The sequence below is a fragment of the Enterococcus sp. C102(2024) genome, assembly GCF_040888205.1.
Taxonomy (GTDB): Bacteria; Bacillota; Bacilli; order Lactobacillales; family Enterococcaceae; genus Enterococcus; species Enterococcus faecalis.
Map to the genome: position 1 here is coordinate 87,857 of NZ_JBFOHH010000004.1, position 22,290 is coordinate 110,146.

The 22,290-nt window shown below is 38.7% G+C and carries 22 protein-coding genes; 8 read left to right on the forward strand and 14 right to left on the reverse strand.

Annotated elements, in window-relative coordinates; genetic code table 11:
• Positions 1-28 precede the first annotated feature (28 nt).
• The 3 genes from AB3I34_RS09525 to AB3I34_RS09535 all read left to right on the forward strand — a co-directional run bounded on the left by AB3I34_RS09525 (position 29) and on the right by AB3I34_RS09535 (position 1,524).
• Positions 29-370 carry a hypothetical protein gene (locus tag AB3I34_RS09525; protein WP_025189278.1) on the forward strand — a complete coding sequence of 114 codons (342 nt, stop codon included), beginning with the start codon at positions 29-31 and terminating at the stop codon, positions 368-370.
• A gap of 150 nt (positions 371-520) precedes the next feature.
• A complete protein-coding gene (locus AB3I34_RS09530) occupies positions 521-1,066 on the forward strand; it encodes an ATP--cob(I)alamin adenosyltransferase (RefSeq protein WP_010711898.1) in 546 nt (181 codons plus the stop codon).
• 14 nt (positions 1,067-1,080) lie between these two features.
• The gene (locus AB3I34_RS09535; RefSeq protein WP_010711897.1) at positions 1,081-1,524 is read left to right on the forward strand and encodes a MepB family protein; all 444 of its coding nucleotides are present in this window, start codon (positions 1,081-1,083) and stop codon (positions 1,522-1,524) included.
• Positions 1,525-1,573: 49 nt separating this feature from the next.
• Here AB3I34_RS09535 and AB3I34_RS09540 read toward each other — a convergent pair whose 3' ends face one another.
• From AB3I34_RS09540 to AB3I34_RS09550, 3 genes are all read right to left on the reverse strand, one after another.
• On the reverse strand, positions 1,574-2,842 hold the full coding sequence (locus AB3I34_RS09540) for a RidA family protein (RefSeq protein ID WP_010711896.1): 1,269 nt from the start codon (positions 2,840-2,842) through the stop codon (positions 1,574-1,576).
• Positions 2,843-3,126: 284 nt separating this feature from the next.
• A complete protein-coding gene (locus AB3I34_RS09545; protein ID WP_010711895.1) occupies positions 3,127-5,634 on the reverse strand; it encodes a family 20 glycosylhydrolase in 2,508 nt (835 codons plus the stop codon).
• Between the two features lie 210 nt (positions 5,635-5,844).
• On the reverse strand, positions 5,845-6,861 hold the full coding sequence (locus AB3I34_RS09550; protein ID WP_010711894.1) for an NADP-dependent oxidoreductase: 1,017 nt from the start codon (positions 6,859-6,861) through the stop codon (positions 5,845-5,847).
• Positions 6,862-7,040: 179 nt separating this feature from the next.
• Here AB3I34_RS09550 and AB3I34_RS09555 point away from each other — a divergent pair, with 179 nt between their 5' ends.
• Together AB3I34_RS09555 and AB3I34_RS09560 are read left to right on the forward strand one after the other, a co-directional pair.
• Positions 7,041-7,376 (forward strand): helix-turn-helix transcriptional regulator, encoded by a 336-nt coding sequence (locus AB3I34_RS09555; protein WP_002356136.1) that lies wholly within the window; start codon positions 7,041-7,043, stop codon positions 7,374-7,376.
• A complete protein-coding gene (locus AB3I34_RS09560; protein WP_002359260.1) occupies positions 7,373-8,053 on the forward strand; it encodes a type 1 glutamine amidotransferase domain-containing protein in 681 nt (226 codons plus the stop codon). The genes AB3I34_RS09555 and AB3I34_RS09560 overlap by 4 nt, the downstream gene beginning before the upstream one ends.
• A 90-nt stretch (positions 8,054-8,143) precedes the next feature.
• On the opposite strand, the gene AB3I34_RS09565 is transcribed toward AB3I34_RS09560, so the two are convergent.
• The 6 genes from AB3I34_RS09565 to AB3I34_RS09590 form a co-directional block, all read right to left on the reverse strand.
• Positions 8,144-9,595 carry a YfcC family protein gene (locus AB3I34_RS09565; protein WP_002356134.1) on the reverse strand — a complete coding sequence of 484 codons (1,452 nt, stop codon included), beginning with the start codon at positions 9,593-9,595 and terminating at the stop codon, positions 8,144-8,146.
• A gap of 47 nt (positions 9,596-9,642) precedes the next feature.
• Complete coding sequence (locus AB3I34_RS09570; RefSeq protein ID WP_002363490.1) at positions 9,643-10,335, reverse strand: Crp/Fnr family transcriptional regulator; 693 nt, start codon at positions 10,333-10,335, stop codon at positions 9,643-9,645.
• Between the two features lie 24 nt (positions 10,336-10,359).
• A complete protein-coding gene (gene arcC / locus AB3I34_RS09575) occupies positions 10,360-11,292 on the reverse strand; it encodes a carbamate kinase (RefSeq protein ID WP_002356132.1) in 933 nt (310 codons plus the stop codon).
• Between the two features lie 105 nt (positions 11,293-11,397).
• The gene (argF, locus tag AB3I34_RS09580) at positions 11,398-12,420 is read right to left on the reverse strand and encodes an ornithine carbamoyltransferase (RefSeq protein ID WP_160747730.1); all 1,023 of its coding nucleotides are present in this window, start codon (positions 12,418-12,420) and stop codon (positions 11,398-11,400) included.
• Positions 12,421-12,446: 26 nt separating this feature from the next.
• On the reverse strand, positions 12,447-13,673 hold the full coding sequence (gene arcA, locus AB3I34_RS09585; RefSeq protein ID WP_002356129.1) for an arginine deiminase: 1,227 nt from the start codon (positions 13,671-13,673) through the stop codon (positions 12,447-12,449).
• 296 nt (positions 13,674-13,969) lie between these two features.
• Entirely contained in the window at positions 13,970-14,482 is a 513-nt protein-coding gene (locus AB3I34_RS09590; RefSeq protein WP_025189277.1) for an arginine repressor, read from the reverse strand.
• A gap of 218 nt (positions 14,483-14,700) precedes the next feature.
• On the opposite strand from AB3I34_RS09590, the gene AB3I34_RS09595 reads away from it, so the two are divergent.
• Together AB3I34_RS09595 and AB3I34_RS09600 are read left to right on the forward strand one after the other, a co-directional pair.
• Positions 14,701-15,180, forward strand: coding sequence for an arginine repressor (locus tag AB3I34_RS09595; protein ID WP_002356125.1), 480 nt, complete (start codon positions 14,701-14,703; stop codon positions 15,178-15,180).
• A 129-nt stretch (positions 15,181-15,309) separates the two neighbouring features.
• The gene (locus AB3I34_RS09600) at positions 15,310-16,260 is read left to right on the forward strand and encodes an alpha/beta hydrolase (RefSeq protein WP_025189276.1); all 951 of its coding nucleotides are present in this window, start codon (positions 15,310-15,312) and stop codon (positions 16,258-16,260) included.
• Positions 16,261-16,436: 176 nt separating this feature from the next.
• Here the strand turns inward: AB3I34_RS09600 and serS are convergent, their stop codons facing one another.
• From serS to AB3I34_RS09620, 4 genes are read right to left on the reverse strand one after another with little or no spacing between them, the layout of a single operon-like run.
• Positions 16,437-17,708: a serine--tRNA ligase gene (serS, locus tag AB3I34_RS09605; RefSeq protein ID WP_010711891.1), complete on the reverse strand. Its 1,272-nt coding sequence runs from the start codon at positions 17,706-17,708 to the stop codon at positions 16,437-16,439.
• A gap of 26 nt (positions 17,709-17,734) precedes the next feature.
• Positions 17,735-18,628 carry an L-serine ammonia-lyase, iron-sulfur-dependent, subunit alpha gene (gene sdaAA, locus AB3I34_RS09610; RefSeq protein ID WP_002356122.1) on the reverse strand — a complete coding sequence of 298 codons (894 nt, stop codon included), beginning with the start codon at positions 18,626-18,628 and terminating at the stop codon, positions 17,735-17,737.
• Between the two features lie 14 nt (positions 18,629-18,642).
• Positions 18,643-19,338 (reverse strand): L-serine ammonia-lyase, iron-sulfur-dependent subunit beta, encoded by a 696-nt coding sequence (gene sdaAB, locus AB3I34_RS09615; protein ID WP_025189275.1) that lies wholly within the window; start codon positions 19,336-19,338, stop codon positions 18,643-18,645.
• Positions 19,325-20,425 (reverse strand): PTS sugar transporter subunit IIC, encoded by a 1,101-nt coding sequence (locus tag AB3I34_RS09620; protein WP_002386389.1) that lies wholly within the window; start codon positions 20,423-20,425, stop codon positions 19,325-19,327. Before AB3I34_RS09620 ends, sdaAB begins: the two co-directional genes overlap by 14 nt.
• A gap of 316 nt (positions 20,426-20,741) precedes the next feature.
• On the opposite strand from AB3I34_RS09620, the gene AB3I34_RS09625 reads away from it, so the two are divergent.
• Positions 20,742-21,362, forward strand: coding sequence for a transcriptional regulator (locus AB3I34_RS09625; protein WP_002383467.1), 621 nt, complete (start codon positions 20,742-20,744; stop codon positions 21,360-21,362).
• Positions 21,363-21,420: 58 nt separating this feature from the next.
• Here AB3I34_RS09625 and AB3I34_RS09630 read toward each other — a convergent pair whose 3' ends face one another.
• Positions 21,421-22,206, reverse strand: coding sequence for a lipoprotein (locus tag AB3I34_RS09630; protein ID WP_010711889.1), 786 nt, complete (start codon positions 22,204-22,206; stop codon positions 21,421-21,423).
• Between the last annotated feature and the right edge of the window lie 84 nt (positions 22,207-22,290).

A 22,290-nucleotide genomic window follows, 5' to 3' on the forward strand; every position in this document is an offset into this window, starting at 1 on the left:
AAAGTCCTATAATTTAATCATAAGAATAGTGACTATTAATAAAATTCATCAATTAAAAGGAAGCGATTTCAACATGTCAAAAGAAACTTTTCTTAAGTATGGTTTTGTTGTCCTCTTCATAGGAATTTTTTTACTTCGTGCCCAAAAATTTATTTCTGAGCCCCTTTCGTACCTTTTTTCGGGTATTCTTTTGCTTGTTGTTGCGTATTTAATACTCGTGAAAAAAATGAACTTTTTCTCAAGTTTGCTCACAGTTGCCGACCAGCCTTCTTCTACCCAACAACGATTAGGTCAACTTTCTGGTCTTGTCAGTTTATTGATTGGTTTACTTCTAGTAATTCTTAGCTTCATTTTCTTTCTCCAACTTTGATTCCCCCTTGACTCTCCCTTCACTCTTGGCTATGATTACCTTAGCAAGTACAATGGTGTACTGTGAACAGTCGAGCAACGGCGCTCAAAAAGATTGGCTTTCGTGCATTCTTTTTGAGGGCTTTTTATTTTTAGAAAGTAGGGAAATTGAATGGAAAAAATGTACCGCAGTCCATATGAAGCGTACCCGTATCTATCTTCTAAACCAGAAGATTTACGATGTGATTTTGAATTAATGACTGATGAATTGGCCTCGATGACAGGTCTTCTACGAGGATATGTGCAACAATTAGACGTCCCTGAACAGCCTGCACTAACAGAAGAACTAGCTAAAATTTGCGAGTTAATCTACCATGTCAATCCAACGACCCGAACAAAATTAACAGTCACAGAGGAAGAAATAGCCTGGCTTTTGGAACGTGTCAATGCTATGAATGAACTGACATACGAAGAAAATCGTCCTTTTGTTTTACCGATGGGCACAATCTGTTCCTCTTATGCACACATTTTAAGAGCCAAAGCCAAAGATATTGTTCGTTTGCTTTATCGCATGGACTATGGTGGTAAAAAAATTGATCCGCAGCTGTATGATATAGTCAACTTACTCTCAGGTTACTTTTTCATGTTAGCTTTGTACCTAAATCAGCTCGAAAATGGTGAAGAAGTCCCCTTTGTTTCTCGCAACTATTCTATTTAATTTGGAGGAAGATGATGAATTCATTGCCAATACTTGAAAAAGCAGTGGGCACGATCACCCTGCTTTCCGAAGAAAAACAAAATGCCGAATATGAAGGCTTTTTATGTCAAGTTAATGAATCGCAACAATTTATCCGCAGTCGCTTAGCCAAAAAAACGCCGAAAAAAGAAGGCTATTTTGTAGCCTTCTGGGAAAAAAATCAACAAAATCAGAACGAAGCCTTTGATGCAACGGAAGCCCCTGAAATGTTAGCAATTGTCATTGCTGATCAGAAAAAGCAAGGTCTCTTTCTTCTGCCGAAAGAATGTTTAATCCAACAAAAAATTCTCAAAACGCACCAACAAAAAGGCAAAATGGCGGCCCGTTTTTATCCTTCTTGGTGCCAAAACCTTAATCAAACCGCCAAAAAAACACAAAAATGGCAACTAGCTTACTTTACTGATTTATCTAAATACTAAAAACGTCAGCTGGCTTCAGAAGCCAGCTGACGTTTGTTTCTTCTACTGTTTAACCAATTGGTGGCGTACCTTCTGCGTTCCCAGCAATCGCTTCGATTTGAATCTGAGCACCTTTTGGTAAATCCGTCACACCAATCACTCTTCTTGCAGGCGTGCCTTCAGGGAAGTACGTTTGGTAGACGTCATCTACTGCCGCCAGCTCTTCAATCTCTTTCACAAAAATGTTCACTTTCACCAGATCAGCTAAGCTGTGATCCACACTTTCAATAATCGCTTTAATGTTTTCTAAACATTGCGTCGTTTGTTCCTTGATTCCGCTAGCGACTAACGCATTTGTTTTAGGGTCCAATGGTAGCTGAGCTGATAGATGGTTGTAATGAGAAAAAGCAACAGTTTGTGTCGAAAATGGACACTTCGGTGCGTGCTCTGTATTATTTGCTTCAATAATTAATCCATGTCGATCTTCAATCGCTTGTGGTGGCGTACCATCCCCATGAGAAACCACCGCTTCTACTTGAACCGCCGCGCCCATTGGTAAATCAGCAACAGCAATCACTGTTCGTGCTGGCACGTAATTGACCGTACGCGCAATTCCTGAATCTGGGAAAAAAGCGGCATATACTTGATTGACAGCTTCTAGCTTAGATAAATCTTTTAAATAAATATTGACCTTCACAATATCATCAAAAGGCACATCAATACTGGTTAAAATGGCTTTTATGTTTTTCAAACATTGTTTTGTTTGCGTTTTAACACAGCCAACCACAACTCTGCCCGTTTGAGGATCTATAGGCAATTGTGCAGACAGATTGTTATAGTGAGAAAACGCGACCGTTTGACTGGCTAGAGCATCAATTGGTGCCTGAACAGTCTGATTTGTTAATTTAATTAAATCCCCAGCTTGAGGTGCATTAGGGATAGTTCCTTCCCCATTTGAAACAAGTGCCTCCATTTGAACAGAAGCGCCTAACGGCAAATCTGCGACGGCGACCACTGTTTTAGCTGGATAATAATGGATAAAAAAGGCCGCATAGACCTCCTCAACTGCGGCAACATCCCGCATATCTTTGACAAAAATGGTCATTCTGACAATGTCACTCATCACATGGTTAATACTTTCAACAACCGCTTGGATATTTTTCAAACATTGTGTCGCTTGGGCCCGAATGCCACCTTCTACCAATTGTCCAGAGGTTGGCTCAATAGGTAACTGTGCCGACAAATGATTATAGTGGGAAAATGCGACTGTTTGGGTTGCGAGAGGATGCTTTGGTGCACGCTCTGTATTTCTTGCTAAGACGATATTTTCATTACTCATAACTCTACTCCCTTTTTTAGCATTCCAACAAAAATGATTCCGCTTACATTTTCAAACATTAAACTTCCAACAAGATCCTTTTTATTTTCCTGCTTTTCTATTAATGGTGATAGCTTTCCACCACCACTTCTTTCAGTCTACAATAAGAACAGGAACATTTCAATAAGGCATTCCTAAATTGATTGTTGGCCCTCAAACAAATCTTCTTCAGTTAAAGAAGACTGGCACGAATCAAGCTTGATTCGTGCCAGTCTTTATAGATAACTCGTTAGCTTTAACTAGTTTTATTTAACCACCATATACTCACGATAATTTTCCGAGAACGTATCCATTAGCGTATAAATTCGTTCAAAATCATAGTCACGACGAGGGTCATCATACCAAACACATTGAATACTTCCAATAATTGGAAGATTTGGGCTACCTGCTGGCACATCTGTAAATGCTTTTTTCGACATATTTGCTAAAGCATCGTCATATTGATAAATGCCAGAATCAACATTGCCAGCTACCCAATACCACGCATCATTGGTATTAAAAATTTTGTGTCCTTTTTGAACAAAGTACTCAGGTTTGGCTACGTCATATCCGCTCCAACCGGCTGTCCAATAAGAAATAATAATCTCTGGGTCAAATGTACCGAAAGAATCGTCGCTGTTGTAATAAATGCCATCATTGAAGCTCATTGGCTGCATGCCCGCATCTTTAATTATTTTAGCTAAATCATTCGCATAAGCGACAAAATCTTTGTAGCGCCCAGAAGATTGCAGTTTCGCCCAACCGCCTGTGTCGACATCATTTGCATACTCATCGCCGCCAAAATTGAAAATTTCACTATGCGCGGAAAAATAAGCCACGTACTTACTGATAATCGCCTTTGTGAAATTCACTGCCTTTTGGTTTCCTAAGTCTACTGTTCGTTTTGAGCCATCAAAAGCGGGATTTTTAATCGCTAGTTTTTCCATGGCCACTAACAAGGCATCCATATGTCCTGGACTGTTAATCACGGGAATGATGTTGATGTTGCGCGCTTTCGCAAAAGCCAACAACCGATCCATTTCTTTTTGTGTTAACGCGTTGCCATTAGGATCATTGTAATACGCGTTGTTGCCTCGTTGGATTGCTTTTGAAACCCGGTTGTGGTTGTATTTTTTACCATTCACATTGACCGACATATCATCCAAGATAAACCGTAAGCCATCATTTCCTAAAATTAATTGGACATCTGTGTACCCATTTTGACTGGCTTTGGCCACTAATTCTTCCAGTTGCTCCACGGAAAAATATTTTCTTCCTGCATCAATGGAAAAGACACTTTTTAAAGGTTGTGTTTGTTTCTCTTTTAAATTATCCAAAGCTGTTTGGACCTCCGTTTGCCAAGTAGTCACTTGCGCGGCTGTATACGTTTTTCCCGCAAGTTCTGTTGCGACTGTCTCTTTTGTTGTTTGTAGTGCTTGAATCGTTTCTGGTGTATAGCTTTCTGCCTTTTCAATGGCTGCAACTGCTTGATCCAACGCACGATATAAAGTGGTTAAGTCAATGGCTAACAGGCCTTTTTCTAATTCAGCATCATAGGTATTTGAAAGCCCTTGGCCATAATCGCCACCTAAAATAGCTTTATTCACATCATAAAGCGTCGTTGCTTGTGTCACTGCTTCTGCGGCTTTATTTTGTGCTTCAAGGTCTGTGTTGGCGTAGCTAATTCGTTTTAAATAGTGTTCCGCAGCCGCTTTCATCGCTCCAAGAGAAACGCCTTTACTCTCTGCAATGGCCGTTTTTGTCCAAAGTAAATTAGAAGGTTTTATCTGATTTAAATCGTCTTCATTATAGGTGCGACCATCGCGATCTAAGGCATAGAGGAACATGCCCCCTAAATTATTTTCATAAGAATAACGAGCTACTTTATACATGTTACTTTCCATATACGGCTCTTTTGTGTCATACCAGCGGTTGCGATCTTGCTCTTCTGGGAAAGTTAATCCTGGAACAAATCGTTCCCCATTGAGAACCGGACTTAAATTATTTAATGCTCGTTGCGTGCGTTGGTCATCGCTGCCATACTGTTGATAAGCGAGAAAATCGAAACAGTCACTGACATCTTGTAAAGGTGGTAAATATTCTGCATTGGTATCATACAAAAATGGACGATCCGTTCCCGACTTCGGTCCAATGTATTTTGATAATGCACGAATGACACCATTAGATAGAACAATATCTTTTTCACTTGGACGAGTTTCCATGTCAATATCTAACCCATCAATTCCTAAATCATCGACAAATTTGGTTAACAGCTCTTTCGCATAAGCATCAAATTCTGCTTCTGTAGGCGTTGTTCCTGCATAAGGAACTTTTAATAGCTCGCTATAATCAATCCCACGAACTAAACGAACACCTCGTGCATGTAATGCTGGCGCATACTCATTTTTTAACGTATCATAAAATGGCTGTGCAAGTGCTTCTTGTCCTTTTGGCACATAACTAAAGACATTCACAATGTCAATACCATAAGGAATATCGTGCATCGTTAGCCAATTTTCATCTGGCAATGTTGTATTAACTCCTTGCATCGTTTTGTCACGCCAAGCCCGATAATAAACCATAAAATGTTTCTCTTGGGTCGGCTCATTGGCTTGGCTGACCATTGGCTGATGAAACAGACTAAATAAGATAAACGCCAAGCCAACCAATAACGAAAGACCCAGCCAACTGACAATTGTTTCTCTGTTTTCTCCTTTTCTTGTCGATAAATTGTTCCCCACTTTGAACACCATTCCTTTCTGCACTCCGTTCATTTTTGTGTATCCGCCTAAAAAGAAAGCGCATACACAACCATCAATAGAATAACAAAAAATAACGAATTTGCAAAATAGAAACTGGAAAAATGAGGATTTTCTATAAAAATCTTTTCCCGCCTAAAATCACTTTTGTTAGACGGCGTTTAAATGGTAAATTTTTAGACTTGCAAGAAAAACAGGCCTATTTTTCTTGCAAGTCTCCTTTACTTAGTCGTAATCAACATCGGCGATTTTCACAACAATTTTCCCTTGTGCTCGCCCTGTCAGTGAATAGTCCACCGCTTCTTGAATTTGGCTAAAAGGAACGACTCGGTCAATTATCGGCTGTAATTTCCCCTGTTCAATGAACTCAGTGAGTAAAGCTAATTGCTCGCCATCTGGACGCATAAACAAAAAATGATAACTAACATCTGTGGCTTGCTCCAATCGATGAATCTTGCGAGTAGCTATTTTAAAGGCCCATTGCTTCCAAAGCGGCAAACCATACTCTTTAGCAAAACGTTCGTTGGGAATGCCTGACAATGTAACGACTTTTCCCTGAGGTTTAACCACTGAGAAAGCTTTTTCTAAGATTGTACCCCCCATTGTATCAAACACATAATCGTAGTCGGATAAAACTTCTTCAAAATTTTGTGTCCGATAGTCAATCACTTCATCTGCTCCCAACGCTTGAACCCATTCTTTATTTCTACTACTCGTGGTGGTGGCAACGTAAGCCCCTGCTAGTTTTGCTAATTGAATCGCAATGGTTCCAATCCCTCCTGAACCTGCTTGAATCAGGACTTTCTGGCCTGGCTGTACATTCATAATATCATGTAGCGCTTGATAACTTGTCAAACCGACTAACGGAATGGCCGCAGCTTCTTCAAACGTTAAATTTTTCGGCTTCATAGCTACAGCCGCTTGATCCACAGCAATATATTCAGCAAAAGTTCCCACGCGATTTTTGGGTACTCGTCCGTAAACTGCATCGCCCAGCCTAAAATTTTGAACATTTTTTCCAACAGAAACAACAATCCCAGCAAAATCACTGCCTAAAATCAGTGGCATTTGATAATTTAAAAGCATCTTTACTTTGCCATCTTTTGTTTTTAAATCAATCGGGTTGATACTGGCAGCGATAATTTTGACCAAAACATCATTGTCATGAATGGCGGGTAAGGGCACCTCCTCGATTGCTAATTCTTTTTGTCCGTATTTATGAATTAAAGCGGCTTTCATCATTGAATCTTTCCTTTCTTTCTATCTCTTTTATTGGTTTAAAAGTTTAAACCTTTAATCAATTAGTATCTTAACGAATAATGGAATCCACGTCAAGTTTCAGCCCTCAGCGTATTTTATTGACAAAAAACACGAAAAATGGTTTAATCGTTTAAAAATACGAACCAAAGAGGCGGAAAAATATGAAAGAATTAGAAGAAATTCAAACAGAATTTACTGCGCTTAGTGATTTTTTAATCGCATTGGGTGATGAAAAACGCCAAGCAATTATTATTGCACTGTTAGAAGACCAAGCCTGTGTTGGCCGTCGTGTCACTGAGTTAACAGAGGCGACACAGCTCTCACGCCCCGCTGTTTCTCACCACTTAAAAATTTTGAAACAAGCCAAATTAATTGATTGTCGCAGTGAAGGAACTAAAAATTATTACTCACTTTCTCACGATACCACCAAAATTGAGCAACTCCAACAACTATTGACCCACATTACGTCGATTATGCCAGGGAGGAAGCAAGCATGAAAAAAATTCTCGTGGTCCTCACAAACGTCTCTCGTTATCACGGCACCGAAGAACCGACTGGCCTCTGGCTAGGTGAAGCCACGGAGTTCGTGGAAGAAGTAACCAAAGCAGGATTTTCAGTTGACTATGTTAGTCCCCAAGGAGGCTATGTCCCTTTGGATCCCCGGAGTATGAAATATGTAGATTCATCCATTATGGCGGTTTATGAAAGTGCCGATTTTCAAGAACGAGCGCTAGCGCATTCCCTCTCTCTTGAAGAAATTGAGCCAGATGAATACGCAGCAATTTACTTTACAGGAGGTCATGGCGTTATGTGGGACTTTCCTGATAACCCTCAGTTGCAAGCAATCACTCGTAGCCTTTACGAACAGGGCAAATACCTAACTTCTGTTTGTCACGGAATTGCTGGCCTTTTAAATGTCAAAGATGCGTCAGGAAATTATTTGATTGCAGATAAAACCATTACTGGCTTCACTACTGCAGAAGAAATTTTAGCCATGAAAAAAGCAGTTGTTCCTTTCTTAAACGAAACAATTGCCAAAGAACATGGTGCTACTTTTGCGAAAAAGCGTCCTTATAAAGAATTTGCGTATCAAGATGGCCGTATAATCACTGGGCAAAATCCTTTTTCTGTCCGCGCTGTCGCAAGATTGTTAATTCAACAACTATCAAAATGAAACAACAGCGACTACTTTTAGGTAGTCGCTGTTGTTTCATTGCTTCTTCTTTTTTCCGAAAGCCGAAGCCCTAACATAAAAAATTTTTGATTAGCTAAAGAGTAACATCGCGCCAATTAAGATAATTAGGTTAATTAAGCCTAAGACAATCATTGGTTTGGCCATGAATTTTGTCCAAGTGGCATATTGAACTTTGGAAATTTCCAAACCACCCATTACAACACCAGATGTTGGCGTGATCAAATTAATCAAGCCACAACCTGAAGCAAAAATCATAACCATCACTTCTGGACTTAAACCAATGTTTTTAGCTAACGCACCCATTACAGGAATAGAAACATATGCTAAACCAGAAGTTGAAGGAATTAGGAAAGATAAACCTAAGTATAAAACAAAGGCACCGATGACAAATAAGACTGGGGAGAGTCCTTGTAATAAGCCTGCCGCTTTATCAAGGATAAATGAATCTAAATACGTTTTAGACATCAAAACAGATGCCCCGCGAGCAACTACGATAATTAAAACAACGGATAACATATCTTTGGCACCGTCGATAAATGCTTCAATGGTTTCTTTTTCAGTAAAGCGACCAATCAAGGCAGCAATGATCCCTAAAAGGAAGAACCACATCGCTAAGTCGCCAAAGTACCAGTCACCGAAACTGTTGCCTGTTAAAACAGACGTCCAGCCTTTGAAAATCGTCACTCCAAAGTCGTTCCATGGAATTAAGGAAACAATCATAATGACAAAACAGAAAGCGAATACCATTAAGATTTTTTTATGACGATTCGTAAATGGCATTTCTTTCGACGCTGCTTGTCCATACGTTTTTTCCATATCCTCTTGTTCTTGTAAAGATAAAATTGTTGAACCTTTGTCAGCCTTCACTTTTTTCGCATAACGCATCACAATGAAAATAGAATAGCTAGTAGAGGCCGCCCACAAAATAGCACCGACAATTAAAATAATTCCTGTATTCGGCTGAATGCCAATACCTCGTAACGCATCCATCGCTACCCCTGTGGAGAAAGGGTTAACCGTTGAACCAATAACACCTGATCCTGCACCCAATAGCACAGTGCCTACTGCGACAAACGTATCAAACCCAGCGGCGACCATGGTAGCACTCAATAAACCATAAAAAGGAATTGTTTCTTCTGCCATTCCATAAGTCGACCCACCAATAGAAAATAAAATCATTAAAATCGGAATGATTTTCAATTCGTTCCCTTTTAACTTTTTAACGACTGATTGAATCCCTGCTTCAAGAGCCCCAGTTTGTGTCACAATATTTAAAAAGCCACCGAGTACTAAAATAAAAATATTAATTTCAATGGCATCTTTAAACCCATTGAATGGAGCCATGATAATATCCGATAATTTGGCCCCTACCACGTGATCAACCATTTTGCCATCAATTTCTCTTGGGGTAAATGGCTGGCCATTTAGCAAGACCGTTACGATACCTAAAACAATTAAAATAATAAATAAAATACTAAAAGACGAAAGCTGTTTTTTGTTTTTCTTCTTTTTTTCTGCCATATCCTTTTATACAGGAACCTACTTTCCTGTATCTCCCTTCTCTATGATTAATTACTCAATCGATCAATAAAGAATGGCGTATCTAGAAAAGTTAAGAATTTATGACTGTAGCTAATACGGTTCATTTGGACTAATTTTTTCATAACACTGCTTGCTGTTTCCCGCGTAGTTCCACTCATCCGTGCAATGTCATTAATGGTAATTGGACAAGCAATTGCAACGCGTTCTCTGTTGTCAATTCGTTCTCCTAAATCATTTAATAACATCGCCAGTGATGTCACAATCCGTTCACATGCATCATTGGTTGTTCCTTTTTGGATTTTGATCATGCTTTCTTTTAAAAGGACCGATTGTTCTTGAATCCAATGAATCAATTGCTGGGGATTATTTTGGAGAAAACGCTCAAACAGTTTAACTGGCACAAACACAACCTCAATATCCGTATAGGCAATCGCGGAGTCGTAATGAACCTCATCTTGAAACAGTCCGATTCTCGGAAAAAGAGCCTGCTTTTTCATAAAATGCAGATAGGAAAAATTACCACTGCGATCATTTTTTTCAATTTTAATGACACCTGAAACCAATAAAATTAAATGATTTCTCGGATCACCTGGATAAAAAAGGACTTGGCCTTTTTTATAGGAGCGAACGAAACTCTCGTTGCGCAATTCTGTTAGTTCTGATTCAGAAAAGTATTGAAAATCTTGATTATTTTTAGTGATTATTTTCTCTATCATCATCTTAATTCTCCTAAATACTATACTTTATTTTGTCACAACCGTTCCTACGATTTCATCGCCGCTCATACTTCCTAAGTTTTCCAAAGAAGTGATAATTGCTTGTTTATTGGGTTGGCTTTCTACAAACTGAATGGCGGCTTCAATTTTCGGTAACATACTACCTGGTGCAAAATGACCCGCTTGTTTGTATTCTTCCAACTCTGCTACAGTGACATTGGTTAATTGTTTTTCATCTGGTTTGCCATAATTAATGCACACATAATCCACGCCAGTTAAAATAACTAGTGCATCCGCATCCACTAATTCTGCTAGTTTTTCAGAAGCAAAATCTTTATCGATTACTGCTTCGACACCTTTTAATTCTTGTCCTACGACAGGGATGCCGCCACCACCACATGAAATGGTAATTATATCATTTTTTATTAAGGTATTAATAGTCTCAGCCTCGTGGATGTCAATTGGCTTAGGACTTGGAACGACTTTGCGCCAGCCACGTCCTGCATCTTCTTTAAAAATAGCACCTGCTTGCATTGCTTCTTTGGCTTCAGCTTCTGTTAAAAATGGACCGATCGGTTTTGTTGGATTTTTGAATGCCTCATCTGCTGGATCTACGACCACCTGTGTTAAAACAGTAGCCACTTGTTTCTTGATTCCTGCTTTGTTTAATTCTTGATTAAGCGCATTGGACAACCAGTAGCCGATACTTCCTTGTGTCATAGCAACACACGTATCTAGCGGCATTGCTGGATTTTTTTCAGAATCAGCTGCTTGTTGTTGCAATAATAGATTTCCGACTTGTGGACCATTGCCATGTGAAACAATCAACCGATGCCCTTGTTTAATTAAATGAACTAAATAGGCAGATGTTTGAACTAATGCTTGCTGTTGTGCGTGTGCGCTAGCATCATTTGAAAGGATGGCATTTCCGCCTAGTGCAACGACCATTTTTTTCCCCATTACAAATCCTTCTTTCCTATCATAATAAAGAATAGGCCGCCCTTCAAAAGAATCTCTTAAAGGGCGAAGCGACTATTCTTTTTTCAATGTTTTTTCAGTTGCTTCCTACACACGAGGAATGAATAAGTTGCCTAAAGTAGCTGCCATGATTGCTTTAATAGAATGCATTCTGTTTTCTGCTTCTTCAAATTGACGACCATATTTACTGCGGAAGACTTCATCCGTGATTTCCATTTCAGTAATGCCGAATTTTTCAGCAACCATTTCACCGTATTGTGTTTTCGTATCATGAAAGGCTGGCAAACAGTGTAATACGATTAAATCGCCATCCATATTTTCGGTTTTTTCTAACATAGCCATATTAATTTGATAAGGTTTCAACAGATTGACACGTTCTTCAAATTTATCTTCTTCACCCATGGACACCCAAACGTCTGTATATAACACGTTGGCTCCTTTAACACCTTTAGCAACGTCGTCTGTAATCATTAATTCTGCACCAGATTCTTTCGCAAATTCTTTTGCGTAATTAACGACTTCATCAGAAGGGAACAATTCTTTTGGTGCACAAATGCGAACATTTACGCCTAAAATAGCACCTGTCACTAACAAGCTGTTTGCCATGTTATTACGGCCATCGCCGACGTATACTAAAGTGATTCCTTCTAAACGACCAAAGTTTTCTTTCACTGTCATAAAGTCCGCAATCATTTGTGTTGGATGCCATTGATCCGTTAAACCATTCCAAACAGGAACACCAGAATATTTCGCTAAATCTTCCACTACTTCTTGACTAAACCCACGGAACTCAATCCCGTCAAACATACTACCTAAAACAATCGCTGTATCTTCAACAGATTCTTTTTTACCTAATTGAATATCGTTGGCGCCTAAATACTCAGGATGTGCCCCTAAATCAATAGCTGCTGTCGTGAATGCAGAGCGTGTCCGTGTCGAAGTTTTTTCAAATAAAAGAGCGATATTTTTTCCTTCTAAATAGTGATGTGGAATCCCTTTTTTCTTCAATTCTTTTAAGTGAATACTGAAGTCTACCAAATACTCTAATTCTGCTCTTGTAAAATCTTTTTCTGCTAATAAACTACGTCCTTGAAATACTGAATTCATGATGATTCCTCCTATTTTTGGGTGTTTTTTTAAAGATCTTCACGGTAAAGTGGCATGCTCATACAACGAGGGCCACCACGGCCACGTACTAGTTCACTTCCTGGAATGTAATTCAATTTCACGCCTGCTTCTTCTAGCGCTTTATTCGTAATCGTATTCCGATCGTAAACAACAACTTCCCCAGGGGCAATTGCTAATGTATTTGAACCGTCGTTCCATTGTTCACGGGCTGCTGCTGTTAAATTTCCAGCACCGCAACGGATTAATTGAACATTGTCTAAATGCAAGTATTTGCATAAAATGTTATCTAATGTATCTTTTTCTTTTGTAATTTGGATGTCTCCATCTGCTTTTTCAGTGATCGAGTAAACAACCAAACCACCTTCGATTTCTGGATGAATCGTAAATTTATCATAGTCAATCATGGTAAAAACGGTATCTAAATGCATGAATTTACGATGTTCACCGATATCAAAAGCCAAGATATTTTTGAACCCTAATTTTTGTTCAAAAATATTTCTCGCAATTTTTTCAATTGACGCGGCATCCGTTCTTTGAGAAATCCCAATGGCCACTACTTCTTTTGAAAGAATTAATTCATCGCCACCTTCAATTCTGGTTGATTCTGAACGATCATAGACTCTAGGAACCTCTTTTCCAGCAAAACGAGGATGATAATCAAAAATGTATTGCCCAAAAATGGTTTCCCGTTGTCGAGTTACTGAATACATATGATTTAAAGAAATCCCGTGCCCCATTGTCGCAAAGTTATCACGCGTGAAGTATAAGTTAGGCATTGGATCAATAATGAATGGATAATCCGCTTCAACCATATCTGTTAAAAATTCTTGCTCATATTTAGGTAATTCTTGTTTTTGAATGCCTGCAATCGCTTTTTGAATCAGTTCTTCGTTGTCGTCAATTTCTAACATTAGCTCTCTAACTTTTTCTTTTGCTGATTCGCTGCGAATATTGGCTTCTTCTAAGAATTGGTCAATAAATTGTCGGCGGACCTCTTCATTAATCAACGCTTCAGCAGCTAAGTCCTCTAAATAGACCACTTCGATATCTTTTGATCGTAACAACTCTGCAAATGCATCATGTTCTGCTTGTGCTTTTTCTAAAAACGGAATATCATCAAACAACAGTCTCTCCAGATAATCTGGCATTAAATTTTCTAATTCCTTACCTGGACGATGTAACATCACTGTTTTCAATTTCCCGATTTCAGAAAATACATTAATTGGATGACTCATGTGAAATAACCTCCTCAACTTAATTACAAACACAGAATAACAGACCTGATTAACCTAGGACGTGAGCCATTTGCCAAACAAAATACCAAATATACAACGGTATTCTTTCTTATGCATATTTTCAACCTAAAAGAATGCGCTTTCATAGATATTCTAAAAAAATAATGCATAATTAAATAAAAAAAAATGCATTTATTCAAAAAAAATTATTTCTCCATGCATTTCATAAAGTTATAATCTTATAGAGGTAAAAGTAAGGGAGCCAGAAGTCAAAACGACTTCTGGCTCCCTTACTTTTATGCGTTACTTTTTGACAAAGGTGTTGGCTGAATAAATTGTTGAAAATACTGCTCTAGTTCTTGTGCTTTTTCCTCGGATGATGAAACAATAATAACAGTGTCGAAGCCAGCGACAGAACATTTCTTTTCACACAAAGACACTTCATCAAGTACAGCTGAAAACAATGTTGCGTTGTCTGGTAATGTATGAACCACTAGTAAAAAGGCGACACGTTCAACTTTGGTCACTACCTCACGAATTGCTTGTATCAACTGTTCTTTTTTTCGTTCTTCTAAAGAAGTGAATTGTTCAAAAACCGTTAACCGCATCTCGCCAGACTCATCTAATGCTTTGACGACTTTTAATTCCCATAAGTCCCGTGAAATCGTTGCTTGTGCGACATTTATATCGCGCTTTTTTAATTCTCTTAACAACTCATTTTGACTATGAATTACAGTTGTTTGAATGATTTCTTTAATCAAACTTTGGCGTGTTTGCTTATTCACAAATAACACCCTTCCTCCAGACATTTACAAAGCAATACTAGCAGAATCTCTCTTATTAGAATAGAAAAAGGGTCGTTTAGCTAAAAGGTTCTCATTGATTTTGTCGGATATTTCGCATTTAAAAAAGTGAGACTTGCACAATTTAGTAAAACGTTGTACAGTGATTTTAGGGAATTACTGGCACCGTTTTAAATAACAGCAATGATGTTTTTTTGCATGATTAACTGAACTGGAGGAAAGTAATGAACCGATTAAAACGCCAAACGATGATTAAGCGATTGGTCACAGAAAATGAAATCCATACACAAAGTGAATTACTAGCATTATTGGAAAAAGAAAATATTCACACCACACAAGCAACTATTTCTCGTGACATTCGTGAGCTGAATTTAAACAAAGTAGACAATGGTCAAGGAGAAGCCTATTATCGTATCTTGAATAATTCTGCCCTTCGTCCAAAATATAAAACAGATGAAGAACGTCTTGTTGACATTATTATTGAAACTGGTGTTTCTTTAACACAAATAGAGTTCACAAATCTTTTAACCGTCTTACCTGGCAACGGGCAAGCCATTGGGGTTTTAATTGATCGCATACGTATCCACAACCCTCATATCTTGGGCTGCATCGCTGGGGATGATACCATCTTAATTCTTTCAAAAAATAAAGAAGATGCCCTTGAAGTTAACAACTATTTCCAGCAGTATTTGTACCACCCATAATTCGTCACTTAGTGAAATCGACTATTTTTTGACATCATTGCTATTTTTATTAAAGATAAATAAAAAAGGCGTCTCAGTGAAAGCTGAGGCGTTTTCTCATGAGTTTTTCTTTTGAACACCGTCTTTTTTTTGTATAATAATCAAAAAGCAAAGAAAGGGTTTCTTATGACTGAACAATTCATACTCACTTCAAACGATCAACAAACTCAGCTCAATGTACGTCATTGGCCCTGTCCTTCACCCAAAGCCGTAGTTCAATTGATTCACGGCATGGCAGAGCATATCCAACGTTATGATGAATTTGCTCGTTTTTTAAATCAATTAGGGTTTGCCGTAATTGGTCATGATCATCTAGGTCATGGCGAATCTGTACAACCAAGCGCACCGATCTATGGTTTTTTTGGAGAACAAGGGCCTGAAAATGTCGTTACAGATATTCATCAAGTGAAACAATGGGCTATGAATCACTATCCACAATTGCCCTATTTTATGATGGGTCACAGCATGGGGTCTTTCGCCTTGCGCAACTATCTGCAAGACTATCCTGTGACTATGCAAGGAGTCATTTTCATGGGCACTGGCACAAGTCCGTTACCTTTAACCGCCGCATTGCCTTTTATTAAAAAAATGGCCGAGAAACAGCCGAAAAAACCAGCTCCGTTCATTGATAAGCTGGCATTTGGTTCTTTTAGCAAAAAATTTCCTGAAGCAAGTTCCTTTAATTGGCTTTCTAAAAATCAAGCCAATGTGGCTGACTATGAAAATGACCCATTAATGGGCTTCGTATTTACCAATAATGGTTTTGCTACCCTTTTTTCGCTTGTTAAACGAGCCAATCAAAGGAATTGGTACCAAGCGATCCCAAAAGAATTGCCTATTTTAATCATTAGTGGCGCTGAAGACCCAGTTGGTGATTTCAGCAAGGGGCCAGCAAAAATTCAAAAGCAATTAAAGCATGCAGGTTTTCAGCACGTGACGTTACGACTATTTCCCACATTGCGTCATGAAATTTTATTAGAAACGGAAAAAGCAACAGTTTTTCAAGAAATTGGGCATTGGTTAACGGGTTTAACGAATTAAAAATAGCGTGGGACAAAAATCACTTTGGATTTTTGCTCCACGCTCAAAAACTGATAAACGGCGGGAATAGAAGCAACTCCTTCGGAAATAAGCCGAAATTATCCAAAAATCATAGAACAATTTTCGGAAATTCCTTCTTATTTCTCGGAGTTAAACACTTCTATCCCGACCTCTTTTTAATCTATTTTCGTTAAACCGCCCATATAAGGACGTAGAACTTCTGGAATCGTTACGGTGCCATCTTCATTTTGATAATTTTCCAAAATGGCAGCCACTGTTCGACCAACAGCAAGTCCTGACCCATTAAGAGTATGAGCATATTGAACTTGACCCGTTTTATCACGATAACGAATCAACGCCCGACGTGCTTGGAAGTCTTCACAGTTTGAACAAGAACTAATTTCTCGATACGTTTTCTGTGCCGGAATCCAAACTTCTAAATCATAAGTTTTCGCTGCCGAGAAGCCCATATCACCTGTCGAAAGAATAATCACTCGATAAGGGAGGCCCAATTTTTCTAAAATATCTCCAGCATTGTTGGTCATTTTTTCTAATTCTTCATAGGAGTGTTCTGCATCACTAAATTTAACCATTTCTACTTTATGGAACTGGTGTAAACGAATTAATCCTCGGGTATCACGGCCTGCGCTACCCGCTTCCGAGCGAAAAGAAGGACTTAAAGCAGTAAAATAAATCGGTAACTCTTGCGCCTCTAAAATTTCGTTATTATAGTAGTTAGTTAACGGGACTTCCGCTGTGGGGATCAGCGTCAAATCACTTTCTGCAACTTGGAAGACATCTTCTTTGAACTTAGGAAACTGACCGGTGCCAAACATTGCTTTGCTATTGACCAAATAAGGAGGAATCACCTCGGTATACCCATGTTCATTAACATGTTGATCTAACATAAAATTATAGACCGCTCGTTCTAAACGAGCCCCTAAGCCTTTGTAATAAAGAAAACGGCTACCAGATACTTTCGCGCCTCTTTCAAAATCTAAAATTCCTAAGGCTTCACCGATTTCCCAATGTGGTTTCGGTTCAAATGAAAAAGTTTTCGGCGTACTCCACCGCCGAACTTCTACGTTGGCGGCTTCGTCTGCGCCAACAGGCACGCTCTCATGAGGTAAGTTAGGCAGACGTTCTGCAATTGCTGTGCATTGTTCTTGCAAATGAACAACTTCTTGGTCTAAAACTTTAATTTGCTCGCTAACTTCTTGCATATTTAGCAACTGTTGTGAAGCATCTTTTTGTGCACGCTTTAATTGTGCAATTTCTCCTGATACCTGATTACGGTGTTTTTTCAGTTCTTCAACTTTAACAAGTAACGCTCTTCGTTCTTCATCTAAAGCCAAAAAGCGTAATAAAACTTCCTCGTCCACACCACGTGTTTTTAACTTTTTCTGCACTACTTCTACATTTTGGCGAATTTTTTTCATATCCAGCATCTTATTTCCCTCTTCATGATTAAATTTTAAACAATGGTGAATTTTACTTTTTCAAAAATTTCATTCTTCATTCGTTGGCCAGTCGCTGTGCCAGCTAAGCCACCTAAACCCGTTTCTCTCAATTCTCGTGGTAATTGACGGCCGACTTTATTCATGGCTTCCACCACTTCATCTGCTGGTATTTTATTTACAATTCCAGCTAAAGCCATATCTGCAGCGATTAACGCATTGCCTGCACCTACTGTATTTCGTTTGACACAAGGAATTTCGACTAACCCAGCCACTGGGTCACAAACTAAACCTAATAAATTCCCTAAAGCCATAGCAAAAGCTTCAGAAGATTGGCGTGGTGTTCCGCCAGCCGCTTCAACAGCTGCAGCGGCGGCCATCGCTGAAGCACTGCCTACTTCGGCTTGACATCCACCAACAGCACCAGCAATCATCGCATTGTTGGCTGTGACCATCCCAAATAAAGAACTGGTAAATAAGAAACGAATTTGTTGATCACGCGTTAAATTCAAGGTATTTTTAATCGCTGTTAAAACCCCTGGTAAGGTGCCACTTGCACCAGCGGTTGGCGTTGCGCAAACAACGCCCATTGCTGCATTGACTTCATTAGTACCTAGTGCGGCTTGAACTGCAGACATCATTAAATCACCTGATAACGTTTTGCCAGCTGCGCGGTATTTTTTTAAACGAGCCGCATCACCGCCCGTTAACCCAGTAGGAGAAAAAACGCCTGCTCCTTCTTGCGAGCGTTTGACAGCAGCATCCATGACATCCAAATTTTGACCCATCTGTGTCCAAATTTCTTCATAGCTTTTTTGGCTACGCTCCATTTCTTGCTCAATCATCAAATCAGAGATTTTTTTTCCTGTTTTTTCAGCTTTATCGATAAATTCTTCAATCGAAAGGTACATATGTCAAACTCCTATCATAATAAGATTATTTTCGATGTGTCATCTAGTGAAAACAATTGTTCTTTCACCGAGGAAATTGGTGCCGAATCTAAGTCAAAGATGAATAAAATTTGATTCCCTTCCACATAACGAGACACCGCATTCACTTGAATATTATTTTTTTGTAACGTATCTTTAAAAGCTTGCATCGCCTGCTCGTCTTGATTAATGACTAACAAAATAGGTAAAGGACCATGTAGTTGAACATTGAAACCATCTAATTCAATGTATTTCACCTCGATAGTGCCGCCACCTACAGAAATTCCTGTTAAATGAATTTCGTGCGCTGCATCACTGAGTGTCACACATGCTGTATTAGCATGCTTCACTGGACTTTCTTCACTCATTTCTAAAAATTGAATCTCGATTCCTTGTTCTTCCGCAAGTTCAATGGATTGTGTTACGTTGGCATCATCTGCTGCTAGTCCAAGAATTCCGCCAATAATTGCAAAATCAGTCCCATGTCCTTTATGCGTGTCTGCAAAAGATTCATAGTATTTAATCACAATTTTTTCTGGCGTTCCGCCGAATAACTTTCTTGCCGCTAAGCCAATTGCTAAGGCCCCAGCTGTATGCGAACTAGAAGGACCAATCATAATAGGACCAATAATGTCAAAACAACTTTTGTAGTTCATTACTTTGTTCACTTTTTTAGGTTTATTGATGGCCATAGCTGTGTTCATACGTAACTCCTCCTTTGGTTTTTACTGCTTCTTTTTCACTGGTTACTTCCGTCGTTCCTTCAAATTCTGGTGTATTATCCACCGCTTCAATTCTGTAACGTTTAAAGACCAGCGCACCTAAAAATCCAAACATCAGACTGACCACTGTGATAATCGCTACTGCTAGTAAAGTCGTTTGAATGGCATTGTTACCTAATGTCACAAGTAAACCAGCCCACGGCGTTGCCATTCCTGTCACAGGTACTTTTAAGCCAAAGAAAGTCACTACAATACCACTAACCATTCCTGAAAATAAATTTGTTGCGTAAATAGGTATTGGATTTGAGCTGATGATATCGACTTGTGTTAATGGCTCAATTGCCACAGCTAATGGGGTTGAAGCTGTGCCTAGTTTTAACTTTTTAAATAGCGCCGCATTGACAATGGAACTGCCGTAACAAGTCAACGCACCGACAGCCATTGGTACACCAGTCAAACCAATCAAGGCAGTTAAAACCATTGAACTTAACGGTGTCATACCAACAATCGGGATAATAGCACCTAAAATTGCGCCCATCACATATGGATTGCCATCTACTGCACTTAAAATCGTGCCCCCAATAACTTCTAGGACACCTAATACAACGGGTTGAATAAAACCAGCAACTAACGAAGCAGCGACTGGAATGACTAAAATAACGACTAATAAGTCAATCCCTTCTGGAATACGTTTTTGCATCTGCTCAACAACAAAAGATAAAAGATACGCGGTAATAAAGGCTGGTAACAAGCTGACTTTAATCAATGACAGACCTAAAATAATTGAAAAAACTGGACTAATCCCGAAAGCCAGCGGCACAAGAGCTCCAGCTGCTAAACCACCTAGACTACCCATAGTTTCACCAATTTGCGACACATAATCTAAATGAAAAACGCCGCCTACTGCATACCGCAAAAATGCCTCTGGTAGAAAGGTGGCACAAGCTGCACCAGACAAAGCACTTAAAGATTTTTTCCCTCGCGGTGCTTTAAAAGAGAATAGGGACATGCCACATAAAACTAAGACTAACATCAAGATTCCTGATAACGTTTTCATTTTTTTGCCTCCAACTATATTTTTTTATAACGGATGGTACTCCTGAATAAAATTTTTATTGCTCAACAAGTGAAAGAATGAGCGAGCATTCCGATGAACTAAAGTACAATGAGTAATAAAAATTTCATTCCACATTCAGAGTATACGACTAAACAAAAGTTTAGTCAATGTATTTTTTTAACGTAAAGAATCTTATTGCTTTTCCATTAAAAAAGTATTACACTAAAATTAATTTCAGTGTAGGGGAGGATATCACTTGGAGTCATATTTACGTTTAAGTGAAGTAGATAAACAAATCTTACATTCACATGCCTTAATGCTTGATGGATTAGGGAACTTCTTTGGTAGTACCCATGAAGTCATTCTTCATAGTTTAGAAAATTTGGAAAGTTCAGCTATCAAAGTCATCAATGGCCATTTCAGTAACCGCAAGGAAGGTGCCCCCATTACTGATATGGCGTTAAAAATGTTAAGTCAAGTAGAGTCGGAACATGATTACGCTGTGAAACCCTACTACAATAAAAATCAAAAAGGGGTTATTTTAAAATCTTCCACCATTCCAGTTATCGGTGAAAATGATCGTATTATTGGATTGATCTGTATCAATATGCATTTAGAAATGCCATTAATTGATTACTTGCAAGACTTATTACCTTCAGGACAACAAAATGATATGTCCCAAGAGCTTAAAAATTCTGAACATTTTTCTGACAATATTGACGAATTAATCACTACTTCACTGACAAAAGTAAAACAAGCAGTAGAAAGCGATCCAAATGTATCACATTTGAATCAAAATAAAGAAATTGTTATTCGTTTATATGATCAAGGAATTTTTAATCTCAAAGATTCTGTCATAAAGATTGCCGATCGATTAGGTATTTCAAAAAATACCATCTATTTACATATCCGCAATCATAAAAAAGAAGAAGCTTAAACCATCAAAGCCACCAACGCTAACTAGCGTTGGTGGCTTTGATCACTTCTCTTCTATTTTAATTTGGTAAATCAAACAAGTAAGGTGTCCCTATTTCTCCATTTAACGTAACATCTAAGCGATTTTTTGTGCCAGGAACTAAATTACTGGCTGTGAAATTCCCTTGGGCATCCGCAGTAAAACTTGCTAAAATCACCCGCGCATCATCTGCACGTGACACTAAAATAGTTGCATTCGGTGCTGTTTTACCAGAAATTGTCCCTTGTTTCGGATCAATCGTAATATTGCTAAAAGAAAGCGCTGCTTCTTGTCCTGAACTTGGAATGTCAATTTGGACAGGTGCACTATTCTGTTGATCAACGGTTGCGATTAATTGAGTAGTCGCTCCCGCTCTGGGACTAATTACTGTAAAATTGCCATTGGCATCCGCATAAAAAACACCTGCTTGTGCAGAAGCATCACCGACTACCGTTGCTGTAATGGTTGCATTAGGTAATGTAGTACCCTTAATTTCATTTCTTTCAGGATTGAAAACAACATTGGTAATTGTAATGTTTGTATCAGGTGCTTGGTTTTGAGGGACTTCATTCGTTTCATCAGTTCCTGCAGAAGGCTGCGTGGCATTTTCTGACGGATTTTCCCCTGTCACATTAGAATTTTGACCCGTGACAGACGAATGACTACTTTTCATTTCTTGTTGGCTAGAGGATTTCTGCGTGGCTTTCTTTGTTTCTTGCTTTGGCTTAGAATCATTTGTGCTTGCTGTTTTTTTGTTTCCACATCCTGCTAAACTTAAAGACAATACACTGAACGTTAACATACTGAACAAAGCAATTTTTTTCATTTTTCGTTACCTCCAGAAATCTTTTTGTAACATTAATGTAACATTGTTTTAAAAATCTAGCAATAATTTTTCAACCGTTTTCCT